Origin of the sequence: Halocalculus aciditolerans (assembly GCF_014647475.1) — an archaeon.
Classification (GTDB): domain Archaea; phylum Halobacteriota; class Halobacteria; order Halobacteriales; family Halobacteriaceae; genus Halocalculus; species Halocalculus aciditolerans.
Genome location: NZ_BMPG01000006.1, coordinates 17,756 through 37,957 on the forward strand (window position 1 = coordinate 17,756; position 20,202 = coordinate 37,957).

Sequence of the window (20,202 nt, forward strand, 5' to 3'; positions counted from 1 at the left end):
CGGCAACGGCGGTAGCGTAGGCATGCGAACACATTCGTTCCCTCAGCTGCGGGGATCGGTTTCCACAGGGTGGTATCTATGAACGGTCGTTACTCCGACTTTGAGGAACTGCGGCCGACCGGCGAGGCGTCCCACATTCCGGACACGAGGCTGGACGACGGCTGTGAGGGTTCCCCCCGTCGGCAACGCGTCGCGACGAGCTCTGGTGGCTACCCTGATGTGGCGACGGCCGCCGATGGCGAGTGCCGGTCCTGTGGGGCGTCAGTCCCAGACGGCCAGACGAAATGCCGGTTCTGTCTCACCAACCATCTCGGGAGTGACGCCACTCGCACGGACGAGGCCGCGTCGACGACGTGCCTCGGCATCGTCCACCTGGTCGTCGAGTCGACCACGTTCTACGGCGCCGTCGCGAAGGGCGGCGCCGCGGCGAACCTCCTCTCCGCCAACGAGGCGGAGCCGGTCGTCGACGACTACACGCTCATCTACGACCTCGACGAGGCGCCGGCGCGCCAGCTGGCCGAGCAATGGCCCTCACTCCCCGACGCGGTACAGGTGTCGTCAGAGGAGGGAGAGCGGCTTCTCAGTGCCGCCCGTGACCGGACTGGGTGGCACAGGCAGGAAGCGTCGGAGCGCCAGGAGCAGGCCCCGACGCGGCTCTACGACCAGCGTGGGGACGGCATCCGCGACGCGTCGCGTCTCGACGCGGTCCTCGACGACGCCGACGACGCGGTGTGGCTGGTTCCAGCGATAGCGCTGACCGAATCCACTGGCGAGGCTGCGGCTGATCACCAGGAGTCGTCGGTACCGACGACGCAGGAACTCGACTGTCAAACCTGTGGACGGGCGACCGACCATCGGTTTAAGACCCACGAGTCGGTCCCGGATGCGGCGTGGACGGGACAACCGATCTGGGAGTGTCGGGTGTGTGGCTCGGCTCGCTACGGACCCAGTCTCGAGTAGCGCCAGTGCTGGGCGTCGATTAACCAACACCCTGCGAGTAGCGTCGAGGTTCGTTGGTTAAGGCAGCGAGCTCCTGCAAGCCCGACGCCAGTCTCGATGGGGTGTCTTTCCGCGCCGGCGAGTGGTGAGGCGCTTCCGATGGAGCAAGAGTTCAAACAGGGCTACCGGATGCATCGTATACTCAGCAATCTCAACCGACTCGATGTCGATCGATTGGACGCCGCCGATCGAGAGCGAGTCGAGACCGCGAGAGACCTCCTGGAAGAGGTGAGCCTTCTCACGCGGCCGGGCGACGGAGCCGGGGTGGACGCCCACGCAGACTCCTAACTGGCGTCGTCGGCCACGCCTCGGGAGGCACCTCTCACGTCGGTTTATCTCCCCCGATAGGGGTGCGGGGGCGACCCCGTGAACTCCAGACATGGCGACACTGCAAGCTGCGACGACATCGACCGGCGCGATCGTATCGGATCCGCAGGCAGTCCGCGAGCTTTGTGAGAGCTACTGCTTCGGGACGCTCGACTGGGAGGTGACCGAAGACGGAGAGCTCACCATCTGGGGGTACGACGACTTCGAGGTGTACGAGGCGCGGGAGAACGGCCTCCCGGACTACGAAGGCGGGATCGTGACCCACGAATTCCTGCGAGAACTCGCCGACCACCTCGAAGCCAACGAAGAACTCGATATCCAGACGGCGGGGTTCACCAAATGCCGCTTCCCAGTCCTGGCCAAGCGGTACGTCGTTCGCCATGGCGAAGTCCTCCAGGCGGACCTCAGTTCCCCCGACCCGATCGACGAGTAGCGTTGTTCGTCCCCCGGGAGGGGTGCGGGGCGATCCAGTCGCGGTCGCCCCGTGAGGTGATTGCTCGATGGGACACCGCGCACTCGTTGCGTACGAACGCACGGACGGACAGTACACGCTCCACTACAGCCATTGGGGGGCAGCGAACCTGAAGCTCAAGCACCGAATCTCGGCTGAGTCGCCGTTCGGTGGTGACGACACCGACTCCAAGTGGGCGAAACAGCTCCTCGCAGAGCTTGCTGATGGCCTCGAGGCAGATGCGGTCGACGGCTACCTCGCTGGCGAGGATCGTCCGTCGTCGGTCGTCGAGCCGAAGCCCCGCGCCACCGGGCTCACCCTCGACGAGATCGTCGCGGACCATCTCGACTACCTCCACCACGAGGCGTTCTTCGTGGTGTCGACGACGTTCGAGGTGACCGCCTATCGGACGCTGTGGTTCGGGCTCCAGTACGACTCGGAGACGGTCGAACAGGGAGAGACCGTCGGGAACGGCGCGCTCGCGACGGTGCGCTGGTACGACGGTGAGCCGGTCGGCGACGGCCACCTGCAGGGACAGTTCGCGGCCCTCAAAGACGTCGTCGGCGACATGCTCGACAAGGGCGTCTTCACGCCGTCGACGGCGAGACAGTACCTGAAACGGAAGCTGGCCGAGCGAGTCGGAGACCGACAGGAGCTGCTCATTCCGACCGGAGAATTACCCTTCGAGAAGGCGAGTCTCAGCAAGCCGTAACACCACTTCCTTAGTGGATCCCGGGAAACACCCAAGTATGTCAAATCAGCCTAAAGACGGTGTTCGTGTTTGGCTTGTCGAGCGGACGTACTCCGATGACGAACAGAATCTGATCATCCTCACCTACGCAACACCCGATGGCGAACAGTACTATCGGAAGGAACGAGCACTAACCTCATTCACCGACGTCCGAGATACGACGGCAGCAGTCGACGCTGAACCCGACAATCTCGGCACGGTCGATGACCCCGACCTCCAGGAACAATACGCGGCCGAAGCGCAGCGAATGCAGGAGGTCCACGACCCGGACGACGTGATCTGATACCCGCCAGTAGACATCGCCCCGGGCCATGGGTTATGTCGTAGGAGGCCGTACACAGGGTATGCGCGAACTCGTCTTCGCCCTCGAATACGAGCCGGGCTGTAACCGGGTGGCGGACGCCCTCGCCGACCACCCCGACGCCCGTGTCCGCTCGCTCTCGCTGCACGCCACTGCCGAGCGTCTCTGGCGGGTTGACCACGCCACCGGAACTCCTGAGGCGCTCGACGCCATCGAGGACGCCTTTCTCACCGGCGACTACTACGCTGACTGTCTCGCCACCGAGGACTGTGGCGCCACACAGACGACTCGTGTGCTGGATCGGACGGACGACACGCTCATCCTCTACTCCGACTGGGAGCGCACTCCGACCTGCGCCTCAGTTCCCCATATCGCTCGAGATCACCTCGGCGACGGCGTCTTGTTCGAGACCCGTCACGAGGGGCGCCACTACACGTGGCGACTCATCCACTCCGGCGATGGTGACGTGGCGGCGTTCTTCGACGCTCTCGAAGTCGCCGTGGGGGAGTGTGCACAAATGGAGATGCTCCGCACAGCGGACACAACAACATCAGCTGGGGGACGCGACGGGACACCGAGCGGCCTACCGCCAGCCCAAGAGGCCGCTCTTCAGGCTGCGGTTGAACACGGCTATTACGAGTCGCCCCGCGAGGTCGACGTCGGCGAGCTCGCCGAGCATCTCGACGTGCCACGGTCAACACTCACCTACCGACTCCGTCGGGCGGAAGAACATTTGGCGAAGCAACATGTCGCCGGCGAGCGGGTAGCTGAAGAACGGCTGGCATCACACTGACGCCAGTAGTTGGAATATTCCAATAAAGACCTATCGAACTCCCGCTCCTACCGTGAAGTGATGACAGAGAATCCGAATATAGCGGGACAGGCGAGCGGGGGCGGGCAGCGACAGGAGTTGACCGCCCGCTTCACCGTCCCCGAGATGGACTGTCCCTCCTGCGCCCAGAAGGTCGACAAGAGCCTCCAGCGCGTCGACGGCGTCGTCGACGCGACGCTCCAGCCGACCACCGGCACGGCGACTGTTACGTACGACCCTGACCGAATCAGCGAATCCGACGTGGTCCAAGCGATCGAAGGTGCCGGCTATGAGGTCGTCGGAGGTTCGGACGCCGAGAGCGATGAGCGAGAGGAGTCGGGCAATGGCGTCGACATCGCGCCACCGTCGGAGGTCTGGACGAGTCCCCGCGCGAAGAAGACGTGGCTCGGCGCGGCGTTCGTCACGCTCGGTCTCCTCTTCGAGTTCCTCCTCACCGGGCAGAACGTCACAGTGGCGAGCGTCCTCGAGTACCCGCTCCATATCGCAGATGTTCTGTTCCTCGGCGCCGTCGCGGCCAGTGGCATCCCGGTCGTCCGTAGCGGGTACTACTCCGCGAAGAACCGAAGTCTGGACATCGACCTGCTGATGGGGACGGCGATCATCGCGGCGACCGGTATCGGCTACTTCGTCGAGGCCGCCACGCTGGCCGTCCTGTTCAGCATCGCCGAACTGCTCGAGGACTATGCGATGGACAGGGCACGGGACTCCCTGCGCGAGCTGATGGAACTCTCGCCCGACGAGGCGACCGTCCGTCGCGATGGTGAGGAAGTGACCGTTCCCGCCGAGGAGGTCGACGTTGGCGAGACCGTCGTCGTCCGCCCCGGCGACAAGATTCCGCTCGACGGGACGGTCATCGACGGCGAGAGTGCAGTCGACCAGTCGCCGATCACGGGCGAGAGTGTCCCCGTCGACAAGGCTACCGGTGACGAGGTCTACGCCGGCGCGATCAACGAAGAGGGGTACCTCGAGGTAGAGGTTACCTCGACCGCTGGCGATTCGACGCTCTCGCGCATCATCGAGATGGTACAGGGTGCACAGGCGAAGAAAACCGAGTCTGAGCAGTTCGTCGACCGCTTCTCGGGCTACTACACGCCTCTCGTCGTCGCGCTGGCAATCCTGACCGCCGCCATCCCGCCGCTGGTCATTGCCGACCCGGTGTCGGTGGACCTCGCCGGATACGGATTCACCTTCGCGGGCAGCTGGCAGACGTGGTTCATCCGCGGGCTCACGCTGCTGGTGATCGCCTGCCCGTGTGCGTTCGTCATCTCCACACCCGTCTCGGTGGTGTCGGGCATTACTAGCGCCGCGAAGAACGGTGTCCTGATCAAGGGCGGCAACTATCTGGAGGCGATGGGCGAGGTCGATGCCGTTGCCGTCGACAAGACCGGGACGCTCACCAAGGGCGAACTCGCCGTCACCGACGTCGTTCCGGTGGGTGACACCACGGAGGACGATCTGCTCCGTCGCGCCGCAGGGCTGGAGCGGCGCAGTGAGCATCCCATCGCCACGGCGATTCTCGCCCGCGCTGAAGAGGCAGGCGTAGGCAACCTGCCCGACCCGACTGGCTTCGAGAGCCTCACCGGGAGGGGCATCCGCGGCGAGATCGACGGCGAGACGTACTATGCGGGTAAGCCAGCGCTCTTCGAAGAGCTCGGCTTCGACCTCGCTCGGGCACGCCGCGAAACGGACGGCGGCGTCATGGCGGAAGAGGCGGCCGAGGTCGACGACGGGGCGTTCGCCGAGGATGCCCTCTCCGCGCTGGAGCAGGAGGGCAAGACGGTCGTTATCGTCGGGACGGAGTCGGAACTGCTGGGTGCAATCGCCATCGCCGACGAGGTGCGCCCGGCCTCAAAGCGGGCCGTCGAACGCCTGCACGAGTTGGGCGTCAAGCGCGTGGTAATGTTGACCGGCGACAACGAGGGAACTGCCCGCGCTATCGCCGAGCAGGTCGGTGTCGATGAGTATCGCGCAGAACTCCTGCCCGACGAGAAGGTCGACGCAGTCGAGGAGTTGCAGGCGGGGTACGGCGAGGTGGCGATGGTCGGTGACGGCATCAACGACGCGCCCGCGCTCGCCACCGCAGAGGTCGGCATCGCGATGGGCGCAGCCGGCACCGACACCGCTCTTGAGACGGCCGATATTGCGTTGATGGGCGACGACGTCGGGAAGCTCCCGTACCTGTACGACCTGTCGCGTACGGCCAACGGCGTGATCCGGCAGAACATCTGGGCGAGCCTCGGCGTAAAGCTCCTGCTGGCGCTGGGCGTGCCGCTGGGTCTGGTCAGCGTTGCGTTGGCGGTCGTTGTCGGTGATATGGGGATGAGCCTCGGTGTCACCGGGAACGCGATGCGGTTGTCGCGAATCGCGCCTGAACGCATGGACGGTAAGACTGGCCAAGAAATGGGTGTATGAACCCATGAAGACTAGCGAGAAAGACAGTGCCACCTTATGCAGAACTGTGTCACTCGTCGAACACGAGAGCAACGAGCTCTCTGAACCCCTTCGGGCAGGTCCAACGAACACGTCGAACTGCTCGAATCCCGTCTCCCGAGAACGGGAACAAGAATAAGGTTACTCCGTTTGAAATCTTCCACAATAATGAACCCTTTCAATGCGATCCGCGAGTTCGAAGCCGATGGAACGACCTACAAAATGGCCGACCTCACCGTCCTCGAAGAGGAAGGCCTCTGTGAACTTGACAAACTCCCGGTCAGTATCCGTGTTATGCTTGAATCCGTCCTCCGTAACGCCGACGGGGAGGACATTACCGAGGACGACATCCGGGCCCTCGCTGGCTGGCAACCGGACGTTCCCGACGCCGACATCCCGTTCCAGCCGTCCCGGGTTATCCTCCAGGACCTCACCGGCGTCCCCGCCGTTGTAGACCTCGCGGCACTCCGATCGGCCGTCGAACGCAAGGACCGCGACCCAACCCTCGTCGAACCCGAAGTCCCCATCGACCTGGTCATCGACCACAGCGTCCAAGTGGACTACTTCGGCAACGAGGACGCCTACGAGAAGAACGTCGAACTCGAATACGAGCGCAACAGCGAACGGTACCGGGCGCTGAAGTGGGCGCAAAACGCCTTCGACGACTTCAGTGTCGTGCCGCCAGGGACGGGTATCGTCCACCAGGTGAATCTGGAGTATCTCGGGCAAGTCGTCCACGAACGCGAGCAGAACGGCGAGAACTGGCTGTTCCCAGACACCCTCGTCGGGACCGACAGCCACACGCCGATGATTGGTGGCATCGGCGTCGTCGGCTGGGGCGTCGGCGGTATTGAAGCCGAAGCCGCGATGCTCGGCCAGCCCATCACGATGAACCTCCCCGAGGTTGTCGGCGTGAAACTCACAGGTGAACTCCCCGAGGGTGCGACGGCGACTGACCTCGTACTGCACGTCACCGAACTGCTGCGGGATGTCGGTGTTGTCGATCGATTCGTTGAGTTCTATGGGCCCGCCGTGGAGACGCTGACTGTTCCTGATCGGGCGACAATCGCGAATATGGCGCCCGAGCAGGGCTCGACCATCAGCATGTTCCCCGTCGACGAGGCCACCTTGGACTACCTCGAACTGACGGGCCGCGACGAGGACCACATCGAGCTCGTCCGAAAGTATCTGGACGCCCAGGGGCTGTTCGGTGAGCAGAACCCCGAGTACACCGAGACGGTCGAACTGGACCTCTCGACCGTGACGCCGAGTCTCGCCGGCCCCAAGAAACCCCAGTCCCGCGTCGAGATGGGTGACATGCGAACCCACTTCCGGGAATTACTCCACGGCGAGTTCGAGGACGAACTCGACGACGCTGACGAGGAGGCGCTGGCCCGGTGGCTCGGTGAGAGCGACCAATCGATGGGGCAGACCGACGGCGGCAAGGCGGTCGTGGACACCGGTCGAGACCGCCCCGACCTCGACCCTCTCACGAAGCGCGCCTCCGTGAATATCGACGGCAACGACGTCGAAATCGGGCACGGGAGCGTCGTCGTTAGCGCCATCACCAGCTGTACCAACACGTCGAATCCCTCCGTGATGCTGGCAGCCGGGCTCCTGGCGAAAAACGCCGTCGAGCGTGGCCTCGACGTCCCGGACTACGTTAAAACAAGCCTCGCGCCCGGCAGCCGCGTCGTCACCCAGTACCTCGAAGCATCGGGGCTGTTGCCATACCTCGAAGACCTGGGTTACAACGTCGTGGGCTACGGCTGTACGACCTGCATCGGGAACGCAGGGCCGCTCCCGGAGCCGATCGAGACCGCTATCGACGAACACGACCTCTGGACGACGAGCGTACTCTCCGGGAATCGGAACTTCGAGGCGCGCATCCATCCAAAAGTGCGCGCGAACTACCTCGCCAGCCCGCCGCTGGTGGTGGCGTACGGGCTCGCTGGGCGGATGGACATCGATCTGGAGCACGACCCGCTGGGGTACGATGACGACGGAAACCCAGTCTATCTGGCGGACCTCTGGCCAGACAGCGACGAGATCCACGAAGCCGTCCACGACTTCGTCGACCCGTCGATGTTCGAGGAGAAGTACGCCGAAGTGTTCGAAGGCGACGAGCGATGGGACGCGCTGGAGGCCCCGACCGGCGAGGTCTACGAGTGGGACGAGGACTCGACATACATCCGGGAGCCGCCGTTCTTCAAAGATTTCCCGCTGGAGAAACCCGGCGTCTCTAACGTCGAGGATGCACGGTGTCTGCTAACGCTGGGTGACACGGTTACGACTGACCACATCAGTCCTGCCGGGCCGTTCGGGACGGATCAGCCGGCCGGCCAGTGGCTGATGGACCACGGTGTCGAGCCCCACGAGTTCAACACGTACGGTGCCCGCCGGGGTAACCACGAGGTGATGATGCGGGGCACGTTCGCCAACGTCCGCATCGAGAATCAGATGCTCGACGACGTCGAGGGCGGGTACACCATCCACCATCCGACTGGTGAGCAGACGACCGTGTTCGAGGCCAGCCAGCGGTACCGCGAGGAGGGAACTCCACTCGTCGTGATGGCGGGCGAGGAGTTCGGGACTGGGTCGAGCCGTGACTGGGCGGCGAAGGGGACCGACCTTCTCGGTGTTCGTGCGACCATCGCGGAAAGCTACGAGCGCATCTATCGGGACAATCTCGTCGGAATGGGTGTGTTGCCGTTGCAGTTCCAGGACGGTGACTCCTGGGAGGCGCTTGGATTGGACGGGTCAGAGGTCTACACGATCTACGGGTTGGACGACGAGTTGGAGCCGATGGCCGAGTTGACGGTGACTGCGGAGCGGTCGGACGGGTCGTCGGTTGAGTTCCCGGTGACGGCCCAGGTGGGCACACCTGCCGGGGTGCGATACATCGAACACGGCGGCATCCTACACTACGTCCTTCGACAGCTGCTAACCGAATCGTGACGCTTTCAAAGTGTCTCCTCGACCAGTAAGATCGCGAATTTCCGATTCCGTCGCTCGGAATTAGCGTAGCCCTCTGAAACGGCACACCGTGTTTTGTGCGTGAATACATATCAAGAGTGTTTCCAGTTCAATCAACGGTAAAATGACCATCGTAGCTTTCACACCCGATGCCGTAGCGATCACCGTCGAGTGGGCGAACAATATCCTGTGATCGAGTGAGGCCAGAGTTGTTTATTCCGCGCCGGTGATGGGTGCCGGCGCAGCTGGAGCGACCAACGACACCCGTGCGTCGGCGTTTCGAGGTGTCCAAGATGCATATGGTGATATACGCACTCGTAGAGGCATCGACGCACGACGACGCGCTGTCCACCGGAAAGTCGGTGTTCGACCGCCTGGTCGGCGCGGACCCACACGCCGGCGCCGTCTTCGATTACTATGTGACCTTCGACGAGGAGGACACGTCCGTTGCGGGGAAGGCACGATGGGGGGGGTTGCCGACGGCAGCCCCCGTCGACTCCGATGACGGCCAAGACCTGCTCGAGTGTGGCTGGGAGGCGACGAAGGAGGAATTCGAGCGTAATCTCGACCGGGTGAAGGAGGCCATCGACGAGCTCTCCGACGAGGAGATCATGCGCGACGAGGACCTCGCCCGGCACGCCTTCCACCAGGTCGGTGCGTACGACGGCCCGACGATCTTCCTGTACACCGAACACGGAACCGGCATTCGCCACCGTGGACAGTTGGACCGACTCCTCGAGGAGAATGAAGAGCTCTGGATCGTGCCCGCTGACGTCCACTTCTAACCAATGCCTCGCATCACCAACTGGCGACGCGAGAGCCGCTCGCCGACGCTTGCGTATCGGAACACCGAGACCGGGGCGCGAGCCGTCCTGCATCGAGCCCCGGACTCCTACCGGTACAAATGGCGTGGGGCAATCCTCATCGACGGCTACCCGGTCTGGTCGCGGGGATACGAGACGAAGGATGCGACATCGTTCCGTGACGAGCTCCGGGAGCGGCCCGCACCGGACCTCAGCTGCCCGGAGTGTCCGAACGACGACGTTCGCGTCGGCGAGAAGGCGGCAGACGGGGCGAAAGTCCAGCGGTGGTATGACTGCCCCGATTGTGGGTACGAAGCCCCCTCACGCATCGTCTACGGCGCCGAACGGTGAGTGAGCGCTGGGCGCTGTTTTTCGGCCGGGCACGAGGTAGTGGCCCGGTACGACCGGGTGAGTTAACAAATGAGTCTCGAAGTACTTGACCGACACAGCGAGGCACTGTTCGAGTTCCTCTGGTGTCCCGTCTGCGGACAGGAGGTCTTCACTCACATCCCCTTCGAGGGGGTGTTCTGCAAGAACTGCAACACCCAGGTCGAACTCCAAGAATCCCGAGAGACGCGCGGCTACGAGGAGGCCGTGCTCGCCTGCTTCGATACAACCACGACCTGGAACCTCCACGTCGACGAGAAACTGCGCCGCGACCTGCCTGATGGGTCGGCGCGCGTGAAAATCTTCGGCGCACCGGGCGCCTACAAGGTCGACTGGTGGAGTCCAGAGCCGGGTGAAGACTGGGAACCTGTGGAGCGCGGGGAGTTCGACGACGTCGAGGAACCAGGGAAGGTGTCACACCTCGCATAACCACCAGTTAGGCCGTTTTCGGTTCAAGCAGTGATTCCATGTTTTCCTGCAATTCGTCGTACCCCTCAAACTCGAATAGCTCAGGGATTCGGGCTGTCGCTTGCGCTTTTTGTACTTTTTCACGGGCTCGACCAGCGTGACTACGTACAGTCCCGGTCTTCACGTCAAGCGCATCGGCGATTACGTACTCGTTCTTATTTGCTTCACGCATCACGTAGGTCAAAAACTGCTTTTTCGTGAGGGTGGAGTTATCCAGCAGTTCCTGATACTGTTCCCGATACGCCTCCACATATTCACGGGAGAATTCAGCTGCGACGTGAAATCCACCCCCAGAGGCAACTTCGCCGAGGACCCCAGGCCCACGGTTTGTTCCGACATAGAATTCCTCTTCCTCCGCATCCCAGTGTATATCGGGGATTACAAAATCAATCCCCATCGGTGATTCACGAAGGAATTCCAGCTTTTTCTCTTTCTCAGGATTGTTCTCCCAGTTACTAACAACCTGTTCGAGTGCCATACGGGAGAGATTGGCATCAAGTCCGGGGTGACCATCACGGAGAAGAACGGCTAAATCTCGGTCAGTAATCGTGTCTTGGTCTGCACTGTCGGACATAGTGATTACTGATAGGGTAATCAAACAAAGTATTTATATTTTGGGGTGGTGCAGAAGGCGAGGTGCTACAGATCGTGGACATACAGAGTCTATTGTTGCGCCGGTGATGGGTGCCGGCGCACACGTGCCGGCGATGATCGATGTCGACACGGAGTCAACTCAGATTCGTCGAACGAGTGGACCAGGACGGCGAACCAACCGATAACGACCGCGTCGCGCAAGTGTACCGACATTCGGACGGCTACCCGGAGAGCGTGCTTCGCGATCTTGCGCAGTTGAAGGAACTTCTCGACGCGACCCGTGCCGAGCGAGGACCGGGTTACACGGCAGCGTCGTTCGTGTTCCTCGACAAGCTCTCGACAGTCGACCTGTATCTGGATGGTGACGCAGATCGAACAATCGACGCAACACAGCCAGCGGATCTCCTCGAGCCGGACAATATGGAGCACCTCGACCAGCCGATGTTCCTGCTGGGACACGGTGTCGAGAACCCGGCTGTCGGCATCCACGGCGACGAGGAGTACCTCTACGTCGTTGAACTCCCGACCCGGAACCCATTCGAGGAGCCGTCCGAGTGGACGGTCAAGGTGAGTGGTCATTCCGCGTTCCCCCGGTGGGATGGTCCGACCGAGGACGCCTTCGAGCGGGCCAGCTGGCAGTTCCACGGCCCGCTTGAGCACGCGCTCGAAGAGCTGGTCGCTGAGCCAGCGTGAACACTTAGCCTGCTCAGATGATGCCGCCGATGACGAGTAGTCCGACGACAAGCAGCACCGTCGCGACAACGCTTCCCCCGGCTAGCCACTTGTTCTCCATCGCCTTCTCGTGAAGCGGCATATCGGCGTACTCCTCGCGGAACGCCTCGAGATTCTCCTCGTCGTAGAAGTACTTCGTCTTCAGCGCGAACCGTTCCGTCACCGCACAGCCCGTACAGATCGGCTCGCCTTCCAGCCGCTCCGTTTTGATGTGGCTGGAGCAGGCGATTGCCCCGCAGTTCGGACAGTAGGTGTACGTCTCGTCGACGCCGCTCGTGTCACAGTGGACGCACTGATGGATGCCGTCCTCGGCGGTTACTCGTGACGGGCCTGCCGCGTAGTACTCGTAGGGGTAGGTGTACTCCTGGAGCTCGGTCGTCTGTCGAACCTCGGGGAGGTACACCGGCTCAATCGACTGGACGGAGATGTCCGAGCGGTTCGGCTCGCAGGTCTTGTTGTACGTGACGTTGTTGTCGCCCGTGTAGGTCACCGTCGTTGTGTGGTGCTGCTGGAGCCGCTCGACGGCCCACTCCTTGTACTCCGTCTGGGTCTGCCCGAACCGCCGCTCCTCGACGTCGTCGAACACCTCGCCGAACTGCTCGGTGTCGAGGTCGACCGTCGCGTGGAAGTTCTCGGTGACCAGCGTCGCGACGTCTTCGTCGACGACCTGTGGCTGTCCGCGCTCGGCGTGGGCTACGAATCGCGTCCGGTCGTTGATCCGGTGGATGACGCCCACCGACGTCTCGAAGACGGCGTTCGTGTCCGCGGTGACCGCGACCACCGGGCGGAAAGTCACCGACGAATGCGTTTCTGGGAGGTCGGCGGCCTCAATGTTCTCGACGTCGCGGAACGCCTCCGCGACGGCCGCGTCGACGTCGACGGCCGGGTCGTACGGGCGGAGCGTCTCGTCGCAGAGGATCTCGATGCGCCCGTTGTAGAGGTCGAGGCCGATCTCGTCGGCGATCTCCCGGAGGTCCTCGCCGTCGAGCAGCTCGATTGGATGGGGGTCGTCGTTTTGCTGGAGTCGGTTTGCGTACTCCTGAGCAGGGTTCGTGAACCGGCCGGTCGTGACGACCATCCCGCGTTTCGGGCCGTCGAAGTCGAAGGTCGCGATGGCGGAATGGAGCTTCTGGACGACCGGCCGTCCGACCGTCCCCGTGTGCTTGCACTCGACGATGATCGCACGCCGCGTGCCGTCGACGACCTCCTCCATGATGACGTCGCGACCCTCGTCAGCCGTGCGGTCGGCCTGGCGGACGTTCTCGTAGCCGAGGTTTCGGAACACGTCCTCCATCACGTCCTCGAACTCGAACCCCGAGAGATCGTCCAGTACAGCCATCCTCAATTATGTGGACAGTACGTTGCAACTGCCAAATACGTTGCCGAACGCTACGCCATCCTGTTTGTTGAACCCCTGAGAGGGGTGCGGGGGTCACCGAACCGCCCGCGAGCAACGAATGAACGGGAATGTACCTATGGCCAGTTCGGAATCGGTTCCAGTAGCATCGCCCGCACAGTCTCACCGAGACGCAGTCGAATACGTCGGCTTCCGCGTCGACGGCCAAGCCGTCGTCCTGAACCTCTCGGAGCATCGGCGACTCTCTCTCGAGCGCAGTCTGGACCTCGTCAACCACAGTCCAAGCGGGTTCGAGTGGGGGTATAGTGGTAGCGGGCCCGCCCAGCTCGCGTGCGCGCTCCTCCTCGACTACTACGACGATGAGCAGTTCGCCCGTGAGCACTACATCGCGTTCCGGAATCAGGTGGTTTCGCAGCTGGAGTGCGACGGTGCCGCGGCGTGCTGGCACCTCCCCGGCGAGGAGATCGACGCCGCGATGGCGACCCTTACCGACGACGTCGTCGCCCTCGCCGACGGCGGACGGCCGTCACCGACGCTTCCCGAGAACTGGCGAGCCGTCTCTCGCCCTGATCGAAGAGTGTTCCAGCGCGCTGATCGCGACCACTACATCGTGATCGGGGATGGAAGCGACGAGTGGCTGGTCGTGCTCTGCAGCCAGGGTGACCGGGCATATCCTGCCCCGCTCGCACATCGGACAGTTGTCGAGGGGGCTGACGTGGAACAGGTAATCCAAGAACTCGCCGAAGAGAGCAACGACCTCATCGAACCCCCGGAGGGGGAGCACTGATGGAGACGCTTCGACTGGCGCGAGCCACCCACCAGCTCCTCGAACGAGGTGTCGAGGCGCTCGAGAAAATCGGGCGCGAACTGGAGCGATACAACGACCGACAGGAGCGCACCGACGACACCGACTCGTGACCGAAACTCACTCTCTAGACCAAATACGGAGTACCGGATTCCAGTATACGCCTACCCCCGATGGGTGTTCGTGTCCCATCCATCGGGAAGGCCAGCCGGTCACGGCGCCGCTCGGTTTGGGGTTCGCAGAGCGCGTCCATATCGAATCGATCCCGCGCCACGTCGCCGGCGCGATCTACGAAGCGCATCACTCCTATATGGACGATATCCCCCGGACGAATCTCGTCCATCACGGACTCTGTTACCAGGACCAGCTACTAGGTGCGATTACGTGGCGCTATCCGCTGATTCGCTCGCTGGAGTACGACGGGACGCGATTCGAGGGTGACGAAATCGTCGAGGCAGCACGGATTTGCATCGGCGTCGACTTCCCCAATCTCGCCTCTGCCGCCCTCGCCCGGTCGATGGAACGATTCGTGCGTCGGCACGGTCGGCGACGAGGCGTTCGGCTCCTGCTGACGTTCGTGCGAGCCGACTTCGACGGCTCGATGATCAAAGCGCTCAGAGACAAGGGCTGGCACTGTGCCGGTAAAACGGACCCCGGCCAAGCGGGAAATCGCCCCGATAAGCAGATCCGAGAGCAGCCGAAGTGGCGGTTTCTCTGCGAGGTCCCAGCTGAGTCCGACCGGGAACAGGCCTCACTCGGGAGGTGGTCCCCGTGACCACGAATGCCAGTCTCGATGAATTCGTAGCGGAGCCAGATTCGGACAGCCAGACAGATGACGGCCCATCGGTCGTCGACCAGCTGTTGAAGCCGGTATCGCCGTCGCTCGGACTGCAGCTCGTCCCCGGCAGGGGTGACCCATTATACCTCCAAAACAGGGGGACCGAACGCTACCTGTTCCGAGATGACCACGAGCGATGGTTCATCCTCCAGCCCTCAGCCAAGAAATCGGTCGATGACTTCGTTCGCTGGGTGTATCTCCCCGAGGACAAGCCAACCGAGATCGCCCGAACAGCGATGGGGCAACGAACGGTTCTCGGCTACAGGTACGTTACGCGGAGCGAGGCCCCCGAGCCGGTGGCGACGACGGTGACAGCGATGTTCGTCAGCGAGCCTTGGCCCGATGCCACCTACGAGTGTGGATCCTGTAGTAGAGAGTTCGACTCACCGCATAGTCACGCTCGGCATTGCTGGGAAGCACACCCCTGGGTTCCAAATCCTGAGCAGGTCCGGGTACGGAGAGACGAATCTGAGTAGTTCCGACATCTGATCCGAGCCGCGGACTGGATCTGGATTAACCAACACTCCCCGCCATTCAGAGACGGGCGTTGGTTAACGTGGTGTTGTTTTTGCGCCCGGGAGAGGGGCGCAGGGCGCGAGACGATGCAGTCGCACGTCGACGAGGATTCCTCAAGTGAGGTGACTGAGATGAAAGATCCAGAGTCCAGAACCATCTTCGCTGGCGTCGATGGGCGTACCGACACCGAACTACCAGAGTGGTACCGAGAGCAACACGGGGATGCAGACCCTGTGACCTTCGCCGAGGCGATTCGCGATCTTCCGCAGGCCGTCGAGACGACCGTGGCGTACCAGAATCCGTACACCGACGAGTGGGTCGAGACGGAGCGGTTCAACGCGCTCGTCGAGCCGAGTCGAGCCCAGGAGCAGGCCCGAGATGATGACGCGGAGACGGACCCGTTGTTCCACGTTCCCACGGACAGCTACTCGATCATCAACCCGGTCGACGTCTACGGGCCGCTGGAGGAGGTCCTCCGCGAGGAGACCATCGACGGGACGCCGCTGGGTGAGGTGATGTTCGGCGAGATTCGGCGCTACCGGGGCGGCGGCGAGGTCCACATGGACATCATGTTCGACGGCCTCGAGGTGCGCCTTCCTGGCCGGTCGGACCCAATCACGATGGGCGTCACGTCTGGCTACGACTTCTTCGGCGAGCACGCCGTCTACGTGGAGGGGTTCGCCCAGGACGGCTACTGCTCGAACACGATGCGCTCGCTCACCGACAAGGAGGTTATCAAGCACGTCGGCGACGTGCGGAACTTCCGCACCTGGTGGGAGGAGCTCCTCGCACAGGTCGAACTCGTCGCGGACGACCTCTTCGAGTTCATCCGGGACGCCCAGGATATCGACCTCGACTTCTCGGAGCTCCCGTTCACCGTCACGGAGTTCTACACCCTGTTGGGGTTCCCGGACTACCTGGCCGAGCGTGCCGCTGGCGATGCAGAAGCCAATGCGGTGTCCCCCTTCGAGATCGATATGTGGACGCTGCATTCCGGTGCGACGTACGCGCTCACCCACTTCTTCCAGGGGAAAGAAGGGGCGTCTCTCGATCAGTACGTCCGCATTGCCAACGACATCCTGTTCAATCCGGAAGGCACGATTGAGCGCGTCGAGCAGGCGTACGAGCAGCAGCTAGAGGCGGACGGTGACGACGGGTCACAGGCCTCGCTGGCCGGCGAACGAGCGCTGGCGAGCATCGAGCGCGTCAGCGACGACCTGCAGGAGAAAGTCGAACAGTTCGAAGAACGCGAGGACGCGCTGCGTGAGCGGTTCCAAGAGGCGATGGGCTAAGAGCAGTCGGAGAGAAAATTCGCCAGGCGTGCTTCCGTTCTAGGGGCTGGAATCCACTGCTGACAGTATTAAGTGAGTAGGGGCGTACCCAGAGACCATGTCTATTGAGCATAATCCGACTCTCGACGCGCGAGAGCCACAGCAGGGGGATATAGAGACTTTTGAAGAGTTGGAGGGTGGTGACTCGGTCAAATTCTTTGAATGGCCCGTCGAGCCGTTGACCGTGATCGGCTGGGAAGAAGACGATAATGTCGGGAAGCGGGTACGAGTTGAAGCAGAAGGCGGCGAGTCGTTTCTCTACCAGGTAAACGGCCACCTCTGGCATTACGTCCCTGAGGACGAGTTCGCCGGCGAGAATAACCCGTACCCTGTTCAGAACCTCGTTTTGCTCGAATCCTCGGAAGTCTGACTGGGCTTCGAGACAGCACGAATCCTGTCGTGGCGGGCCTCTATTTTGAGGGTCCCAACCGCAGAGGCTACACCTTCCCAAGATCTACTGCTTCAATTCTCTGCTGTTGCTCGTGCCCTCGATAGGTGGAGGCATCCGTTATGGGTACTTCTACAGATGACTCAGAGGCGTCAGACGAATTTCCGCCTGAAAAGCGGCTTGAAGCACCGAACACGCGCCTGATCAAGGCAGGGATCGCGACGATTCCGGATATGGAAACTCTCCAGGAGTGTGTTGCCTACGAGAACGCCCACCAGAACCGAACGCAGATTCTGCGCCGGCTCAAGTGGAAGGCTGAAGAGCTGCGTGAGAACGAAGAGTAGGCTCTATTCTTAACCAACACCCTCCGCGTGAGTTCCTCAATATTGTTGGTTAATCGGCTGTGCCTCGGTTTTTCGGGGCCCCTGAGAGGGTGTGGGGCAGCCAGCAGCGGCCTCGCGAGCCTAATCATGTCCCTCGAGCTGAGCTCCAGCGCCAGCACCGCCCGTGAAATCGCCGCCGCCAGACAAGCAGACTATGTGGCGTTTCTGCATCGAGCGCCGTTCGTCGTCGACGCTGTCGAACTCGGCTTCCTTCCCGGCTTTCGCGAGGACTGTGGGTACCAAGAGACGCAGTATCAGAACCTCAGCCTCCCCGTCGGGATGCTCGACAACGATTTCCGGAATCCCGATCTGGATAGATTCGTCGACCGCTTCTTCGAGTACGAACCAGAGGTCGGGGTCATCGGGGACGTCGACGAAATCGACGACGTCGACGCCCACGTCGCTGCTGCTCGTGAGATCCAAGCGAGCTATCCCGAGGCCGAGCTCATCGTCGTTCCGAAGTCGCGGGCCGTGATCGACGCGATACCCGAGACCCTCGTCCTCGGGTATTCACGGGGATACGCCGACCGCCTGGCCCACGAGTTCTCCGACCCAGCCGATTGGAGAGGGCGGCGCGTCCACATCCTCGGCGGGAGTCCGCCCAAGCAGCTCGATGCCATTCGACAGCTGACCAGACCGACACTCACGGACGAGCCACCAGCCGACATCGTCGGCGTCGACTGGAACGGGCTGCATCGCGGCGCGCAGTTCGGTGAGTTCTGGACGGCCGACGGCTGGGACGACAGCGGTCGCGACGCCGACCACGTCACCGTGCGAAAGACGGTGCGCCACAGCCTCGCTCGCGTCCGTGAGTTTTGGAGGGCCCACGGAATCTGGCCCGAAACGACACCGCAAAACGAGGGGCTCGACGTCGAGTACGAGGGTCCGAGTCCTGCCGATCTCGAGGACGCTGCCTGTACCGAGTGCGGGACGAACGTCTGGCGAACTCGCCGCGGCCCGTACGTGGCCGAATACGATACCGGCGCAATCTGTGGATACTGCAGCTACGAGTGCTACTTCAACCACCGTCACCGGAACAACCTGGAGGAAATCGTCGGCGAGCAGAGCGTCTACCTCCCGTCGGCGTGATTTCGCGACCGGTTTTTCGTGCCCCCCGAGAGGGCGAGGGCTCCTTCGAAAGCTCTCAGAGGTGACTTCCAGTGAGTCAACAACAGAGTCCCGACAACGTCTCGATCGACGAGATCCCGGTCGATATCAACAACACGCAATCAGCGGAGGTCGATTCCGCCGACGTGCCCGACGAAATCGAATCCATCACCCGTGGGCTCGCCGGTGAGCAGCCGCCGACGAATCCCATAGTGGTTCTCAAGGCGGCCCGGTGGTGGTACATTCACGGCAAGGGCGGCACGGATCCCGCCTTCAAATGGGCCATCGAGTGGGCACGTCACCTTGCGACCGACACCCCCAGTAACGTCGAACGGTTCGACGAGTTCCTCGAGTACCTCGTCACGGTCGGCTTTGCAGACGAACGCCACGAGCTCCGCTGACCGACAGAGCGGTTTTTTGAACGCCCCTGAGGGGTGCGGCGCGGTCTGAGCAGACGCAGTTGCCGTGAACTTGATTCGGTGATCACGATGTCTACGACCAGAGACTCGTCGGTCTCCTTCGACCAGACCGACACGCGATCAGACGAGATGAACAGTACGATCGAACAGTGGATCGACGACCTCGTCGCCGGCGTCGACGACGCGCAGGCCAGCGCGGAGTTCCAGGAGTGGCTGGACGTCCAGAGTCGTTTCCACGACTACTCGTATCGGAACACGCTCCTCATCAAGCGGCAGTGTCCCGAGGCGAGCCGGGTGGCGGGCTACCGGACGTGGCAGGAGGAGTTCGACCGCCACGTCAAGGAGGGTGAGTCGGCCATCTGGATCTGGGCGCCGATCATCACCAAGCAGTGCCCGGAGTGCGAGAATTCGCCGAGCTACCACGAGGAAAGCGACTGTGAGTACGACGAGACGCCGCCCGAGGAGTGGTCCGAGGGGCTGGTCGGGTTCAAGCCCGCGCCGGTGTTCGACGTCTCCCAGACCGAGGGCGAACCGCTTCCCGACCTAGACACAGAAGCGACTGGGGACGCCGGCGACCTCGTCGAACAGTTGACTGGCGCCGCTGATGAGCTCGGCGTGACGGTGCGGATCGTTCCCGACGAAGACTGGACCCACGGCGAGGCGAAGGGTATCTGTGAGCAGCTGAGCCTCGTCGAGGTCCAACCGCTCGTCGAGGTGCGTGATCGGGCGAACGAGGCCGACCTCGCGCGAACGCTGATTCACGAGTACGCCCACGCCCTGCTCCACTTCGACGTCGACGACGACACCGAACGGGCAAAACGCGAGGTCGAGGCTGAAGCCGTCGCGTACGTTGTCGGTCGCTACTGCGGGCTCGACACTAGCGGGTCAGCGTTCTACCTCGCTGCGTGGGAGTCGGACGATCCCGAGGTCGTTAGCGAGCGCCTCGGCCGGATTAGTCGAACGGCAGAAGAACTCATCGACGTTCTCGAGGAATAATTCTCTCGCCC

The 20,202-nt window shown here is 62.6% G+C and carries 24 protein-coding genes; 22 read left to right on the top strand and 2 right to left on the bottom strand.

Going from position 1 to position 20,202, the window contains the following annotated elements; all coding sequences use genetic code 11:
• Window positions 1-78 precede the first annotated feature (78 nt).
• The 11 genes from IEY26_RS15690 (at window position 79) to IEY26_RS15740 (ending at window position 10,686) form a co-directional block, all read left to right on the top strand.
• Window positions 79-960, top strand: coding sequence for a biosurfactant protein 1 (locus tag IEY26_RS15690; protein WP_188884113.1), 882 nt, complete (start codon window positions 79-81; stop codon window positions 958-960).
• 138 nt (window positions 961-1,098) lie between these two features.
• Entirely contained in the window at window positions 1,099-1,287 is a 189-nt protein-coding gene (locus IEY26_RS15695) for a hypothetical protein (RefSeq protein WP_188884114.1), read from the top strand.
• 91 nt (window positions 1,288-1,378) lie between these two features.
• Window positions 1,379-1,759: a hypothetical protein gene (locus IEY26_RS15700; RefSeq protein ID WP_188884115.1), complete on the top strand. Its 381-nt coding sequence runs from the start codon at window positions 1,379-1,381 to the stop codon at window positions 1,757-1,759.
• Window positions 1,760-1,826: 67 nt separating this feature from the next.
• On the top strand, window positions 1,827-2,489 hold the full coding sequence (locus IEY26_RS15705; RefSeq protein WP_188884116.1) for a DUF6735 family protein: 663 nt from the start codon (window positions 1,827-1,829) through the stop codon (window positions 2,487-2,489).
• 37 nt (window positions 2,490-2,526) lie between these two features.
• Window positions 2,527-2,811 carry a hypothetical protein gene (locus tag IEY26_RS15710; RefSeq protein WP_006825398.1) on the top strand — a complete coding sequence of 95 codons (285 nt, stop codon included), beginning with the start codon at window positions 2,527-2,529 and terminating at the stop codon, window positions 2,809-2,811.
• A gap of 61 nt (window positions 2,812-2,872) precedes the next feature.
• On the top strand, window positions 2,873-3,622 hold the full coding sequence (locus tag IEY26_RS15715) for a helix-turn-helix domain-containing protein (RefSeq protein WP_135830760.1): 750 nt from the start codon (window positions 2,873-2,875) through the stop codon (window positions 3,620-3,622).
• Between the two features lie 60 nt (window positions 3,623-3,682).
• On the top strand, window positions 3,683-6,073 hold the full coding sequence (locus tag IEY26_RS15720; RefSeq protein ID WP_168216310.1) for a heavy metal translocating P-type ATPase: 2,391 nt from the start codon (window positions 3,683-3,685) through the stop codon (window positions 6,071-6,073).
• Window positions 6,074-6,259: 186 nt separating this feature from the next.
• Window positions 6,260-9,049 carry an aconitate hydratase AcnA gene (acnA, locus tag IEY26_RS15725; protein ID WP_049983736.1) on the top strand — a complete coding sequence of 930 codons (2,790 nt, stop codon included), beginning with the start codon at window positions 6,260-6,262 and terminating at the stop codon, window positions 9,047-9,049.
• A gap of 311 nt (window positions 9,050-9,360) precedes the next feature.
• Complete coding sequence (locus tag IEY26_RS15730) at window positions 9,361-9,852, top strand: hypothetical protein (protein WP_049983737.1); 492 nt, start codon at window positions 9,361-9,363, stop codon at window positions 9,850-9,852.
• Between the two features lie 3 nt (window positions 9,853-9,855).
• Window positions 9,856-10,221 (top strand): DUF7568 family protein, encoded by a 366-nt coding sequence (locus IEY26_RS15735; RefSeq protein WP_135830759.1) that lies wholly within the window; start codon window positions 9,856-9,858, stop codon window positions 10,219-10,221.
• A 69-nt stretch (window positions 10,222-10,290) separates the two neighbouring features.
• Entirely contained in the window at window positions 10,291-10,686 is a 396-nt protein-coding gene (locus tag IEY26_RS15740; protein WP_135830758.1) for a DUF7567 family protein, read from the top strand.
• 7 nt (window positions 10,687-10,693) lie between these two features.
• Here IEY26_RS15740 and IEY26_RS15745 read toward each other — a convergent pair whose 3' ends face one another.
• The gene (locus tag IEY26_RS15745; RefSeq protein WP_229774170.1) at window positions 10,694-11,299 is read right to left on the bottom strand and encodes an RNA polymerase sigma factor; all 606 of its coding nucleotides are present in this window, start codon (window positions 11,297-11,299) and stop codon (window positions 10,694-10,696) included.
• Between the two features lie 140 nt (window positions 11,300-11,439).
• On the opposite strand from IEY26_RS15745, the gene IEY26_RS15750 reads away from it, so the two are divergent.
• Entirely contained in the window at window positions 11,440-12,012 is a 573-nt protein-coding gene (locus IEY26_RS15750) for a hypothetical protein (RefSeq protein WP_135830757.1), read from the top strand.
• Window positions 12,013-12,025: 13 nt separating this feature from the next.
• Here IEY26_RS15750 and IEY26_RS15755 read toward each other — a convergent pair whose 3' ends face one another.
• Entirely contained in the window at window positions 12,026-13,390 is a 1,365-nt protein-coding gene (locus IEY26_RS15755) for a restriction endonuclease (protein WP_135830756.1), read from the bottom strand.
• 118 nt (window positions 13,391-13,508) lie between these two features.
• On the opposite strand from IEY26_RS15755, the gene IEY26_RS15760 reads away from it, so the two are divergent.
• From IEY26_RS15760 to IEY26_RS15800, 10 genes are all read left to right on the top strand, one after another.
• Window positions 13,509-14,195: a DUF6166 domain-containing protein gene (locus IEY26_RS15760; protein ID WP_135830755.1), complete on the top strand. Its 687-nt coding sequence runs from the start codon at window positions 13,509-13,511 to the stop codon at window positions 14,193-14,195.
• Window positions 14,195-14,326 (top strand): hypothetical protein, encoded by a 132-nt coding sequence (locus IEY26_RS17705; RefSeq protein WP_008458061.1) that lies wholly within the window; start codon window positions 14,195-14,197, stop codon window positions 14,324-14,326. Before IEY26_RS15760 ends, IEY26_RS17705 begins: the two co-directional genes overlap by 1 nt.
• A 116-nt stretch (window positions 14,327-14,442) precedes the next feature.
• Complete coding sequence (locus tag IEY26_RS15765; protein ID WP_229774172.1) at window positions 14,443-14,988, top strand: hypothetical protein; 546 nt, start codon at window positions 14,443-14,445, stop codon at window positions 14,986-14,988.
• On the top strand, window positions 14,985-15,527 hold the full coding sequence (locus IEY26_RS15770; protein WP_135830754.1) for a hypothetical protein: 543 nt from the start codon (window positions 14,985-14,987) through the stop codon (window positions 15,525-15,527). Before IEY26_RS15765 ends, IEY26_RS15770 begins: the two co-directional genes overlap by 4 nt.
• 126 nt (window positions 15,528-15,653) lie before the next feature.
• Window positions 15,654-16,859: a hypothetical protein gene (locus tag IEY26_RS15775; RefSeq protein ID WP_188980645.1), complete on the top strand. Its 1,206-nt coding sequence runs from the start codon at window positions 15,654-15,656 to the stop codon at window positions 16,857-16,859.
• A 97-nt stretch (window positions 16,860-16,956) separates the two neighbouring features.
• Complete coding sequence (locus tag IEY26_RS15780; RefSeq protein ID WP_188980647.1) at window positions 16,957-17,268, top strand: hypothetical protein; 312 nt, start codon at window positions 16,957-16,959, stop codon at window positions 17,266-17,268.
• A 140-nt stretch (window positions 17,269-17,408) separates the two neighbouring features.
• A complete protein-coding gene (locus IEY26_RS15785) occupies window positions 17,409-17,630 on the top strand; it encodes a hypothetical protein (protein WP_049983752.1) in 222 nt (73 codons plus the stop codon).
• A 126-nt stretch (window positions 17,631-17,756) separates the two neighbouring features.
• The gene (locus tag IEY26_RS15790; protein ID WP_188980790.1) at window positions 17,757-18,758 is read left to right on the top strand and encodes a DUF6610 family protein; all 1,002 of its coding nucleotides are present in this window, start codon (window positions 17,757-17,759) and stop codon (window positions 18,756-18,758) included.
• Window positions 18,759-18,829: 71 nt separating this feature from the next.
• On the top strand, window positions 18,830-19,177 hold the full coding sequence (locus IEY26_RS15795; protein ID WP_188980649.1) for a hypothetical protein: 348 nt from the start codon (window positions 18,830-18,832) through the stop codon (window positions 19,175-19,177).
• A gap of 87 nt (window positions 19,178-19,264) precedes the next feature.
• A complete protein-coding gene (locus tag IEY26_RS15800) occupies window positions 19,265-20,191 on the top strand; it encodes an ArdC-like ssDNA-binding domain-containing protein (RefSeq protein WP_188980652.1) in 927 nt (308 codons plus the stop codon).
• Window positions 20,192-20,202 lie beyond the last annotated feature (11 nt).

Coding starts and splice junctions, on each gene's coding strand:
- acnA (WP_049983736.1), top strand. CDS start 6,260: ATGAACCCTTTCAATGCGATCCGCGAGTTCGAAGCCGATGGAACGACC.
- IEY26_RS15760 (WP_135830755.1), top strand. CDS start 13,509: ATGAACGGGAATGTACCTATGGCCAGTTCGGAATCGGTTCCAGTAGCA.
- IEY26_RS15715 (WP_135830760.1), top strand. CDS start 2,873: ATGCGCGAACTCGTCTTCGCCCTCGAATACGAGCCGGGCTGTAACCGG.
- IEY26_RS15690 (WP_188884113.1), top strand. CDS start 79: ATGAACGGTCGTTACTCCGACTTTGAGGAACTGCGGCCGACCGGCGAG.
- IEY26_RS15780 (WP_188980647.1), top strand. CDS start 16,957: ATGTCTATTGAGCATAATCCGACTCTCGACGCGCGAGAGCCACAGCAG.
- IEY26_RS15790 (WP_188980790.1), top strand. CDS start 17,757: ATGTCCCTCGAGCTGAGCTCCAGCGCCAGCACCGCCCGTGAAATCGCC.
- IEY26_RS15730 (WP_049983737.1), top strand. CDS start 9,361: ATGCATATGGTGATATACGCACTCGTAGAGGCATCGACGCACGACGAC.
- IEY26_RS15785 (WP_049983752.1), top strand. CDS start 17,409: ATGGGTACTTCTACAGATGACTCAGAGGCGTCAGACGAATTTCCGCCT.
- IEY26_RS15735 (WP_135830759.1), top strand. CDS start 9,856: ATGCCTCGCATCACCAACTGGCGACGCGAGAGCCGCTCGCCGACGCTT.
- IEY26_RS15745 (WP_229774170.1), bottom strand. CDS start 11,299: ATGTCCGACAGTGCAGACCAAGACACGATTACTGACCGAGATTTAGCC.
- IEY26_RS15700 (WP_188884115.1), top strand. CDS start 1,379: ATGGCGACACTGCAAGCTGCGACGACATCGACCGGCGCGATCGTATCG.
- IEY26_RS15720 (WP_168216310.1), top strand. CDS start 3,683: ATGACAGAGAATCCGAATATAGCGGGACAGGCGAGCGGGGGCGGGCAG.
- IEY26_RS15695 (WP_188884114.1), top strand. CDS start 1,099: ATGGAGCAAGAGTTCAAACAGGGCTACCGGATGCATCGTATACTCAGC.
- IEY26_RS15710 (WP_006825398.1), top strand. CDS start 2,527: ATGTCAAATCAGCCTAAAGACGGTGTTCGTGTTTGGCTTGTCGAGCGG.
- IEY26_RS17705 (WP_008458061.1), top strand. CDS start 14,195: ATGGAGACGCTTCGACTGGCGCGAGCCACCCACCAGCTCCTCGAACGA.
- IEY26_RS15705 (WP_188884116.1), top strand. CDS start 1,827: ATGGGACACCGCGCACTCGTTGCGTACGAACGCACGGACGGACAGTAC.
- IEY26_RS15755 (WP_135830756.1), bottom strand. CDS start 13,390: ATGGCTGTACTGGACGATCTCTCGGGGTTCGAGTTCGAGGACGTGATG.
- IEY26_RS15800 (WP_188980652.1), top strand. CDS start 19,265: ATGTCTACGACCAGAGACTCGTCGGTCTCCTTCGACCAGACCGACACG.
- IEY26_RS15775 (WP_188980645.1), top strand. CDS start 15,654: ATGCAGTCGCACGTCGACGAGGATTCCTCAAGTGAGGTGACTGAGATG.
- IEY26_RS15740 (WP_135830758.1), top strand. CDS start 10,291: ATGAGTCTCGAAGTACTTGACCGACACAGCGAGGCACTGTTCGAGTTC.
- IEY26_RS15750 (WP_135830757.1), top strand. CDS start 11,440: ATGTCGACACGGAGTCAACTCAGATTCGTCGAACGAGTGGACCAGGAC.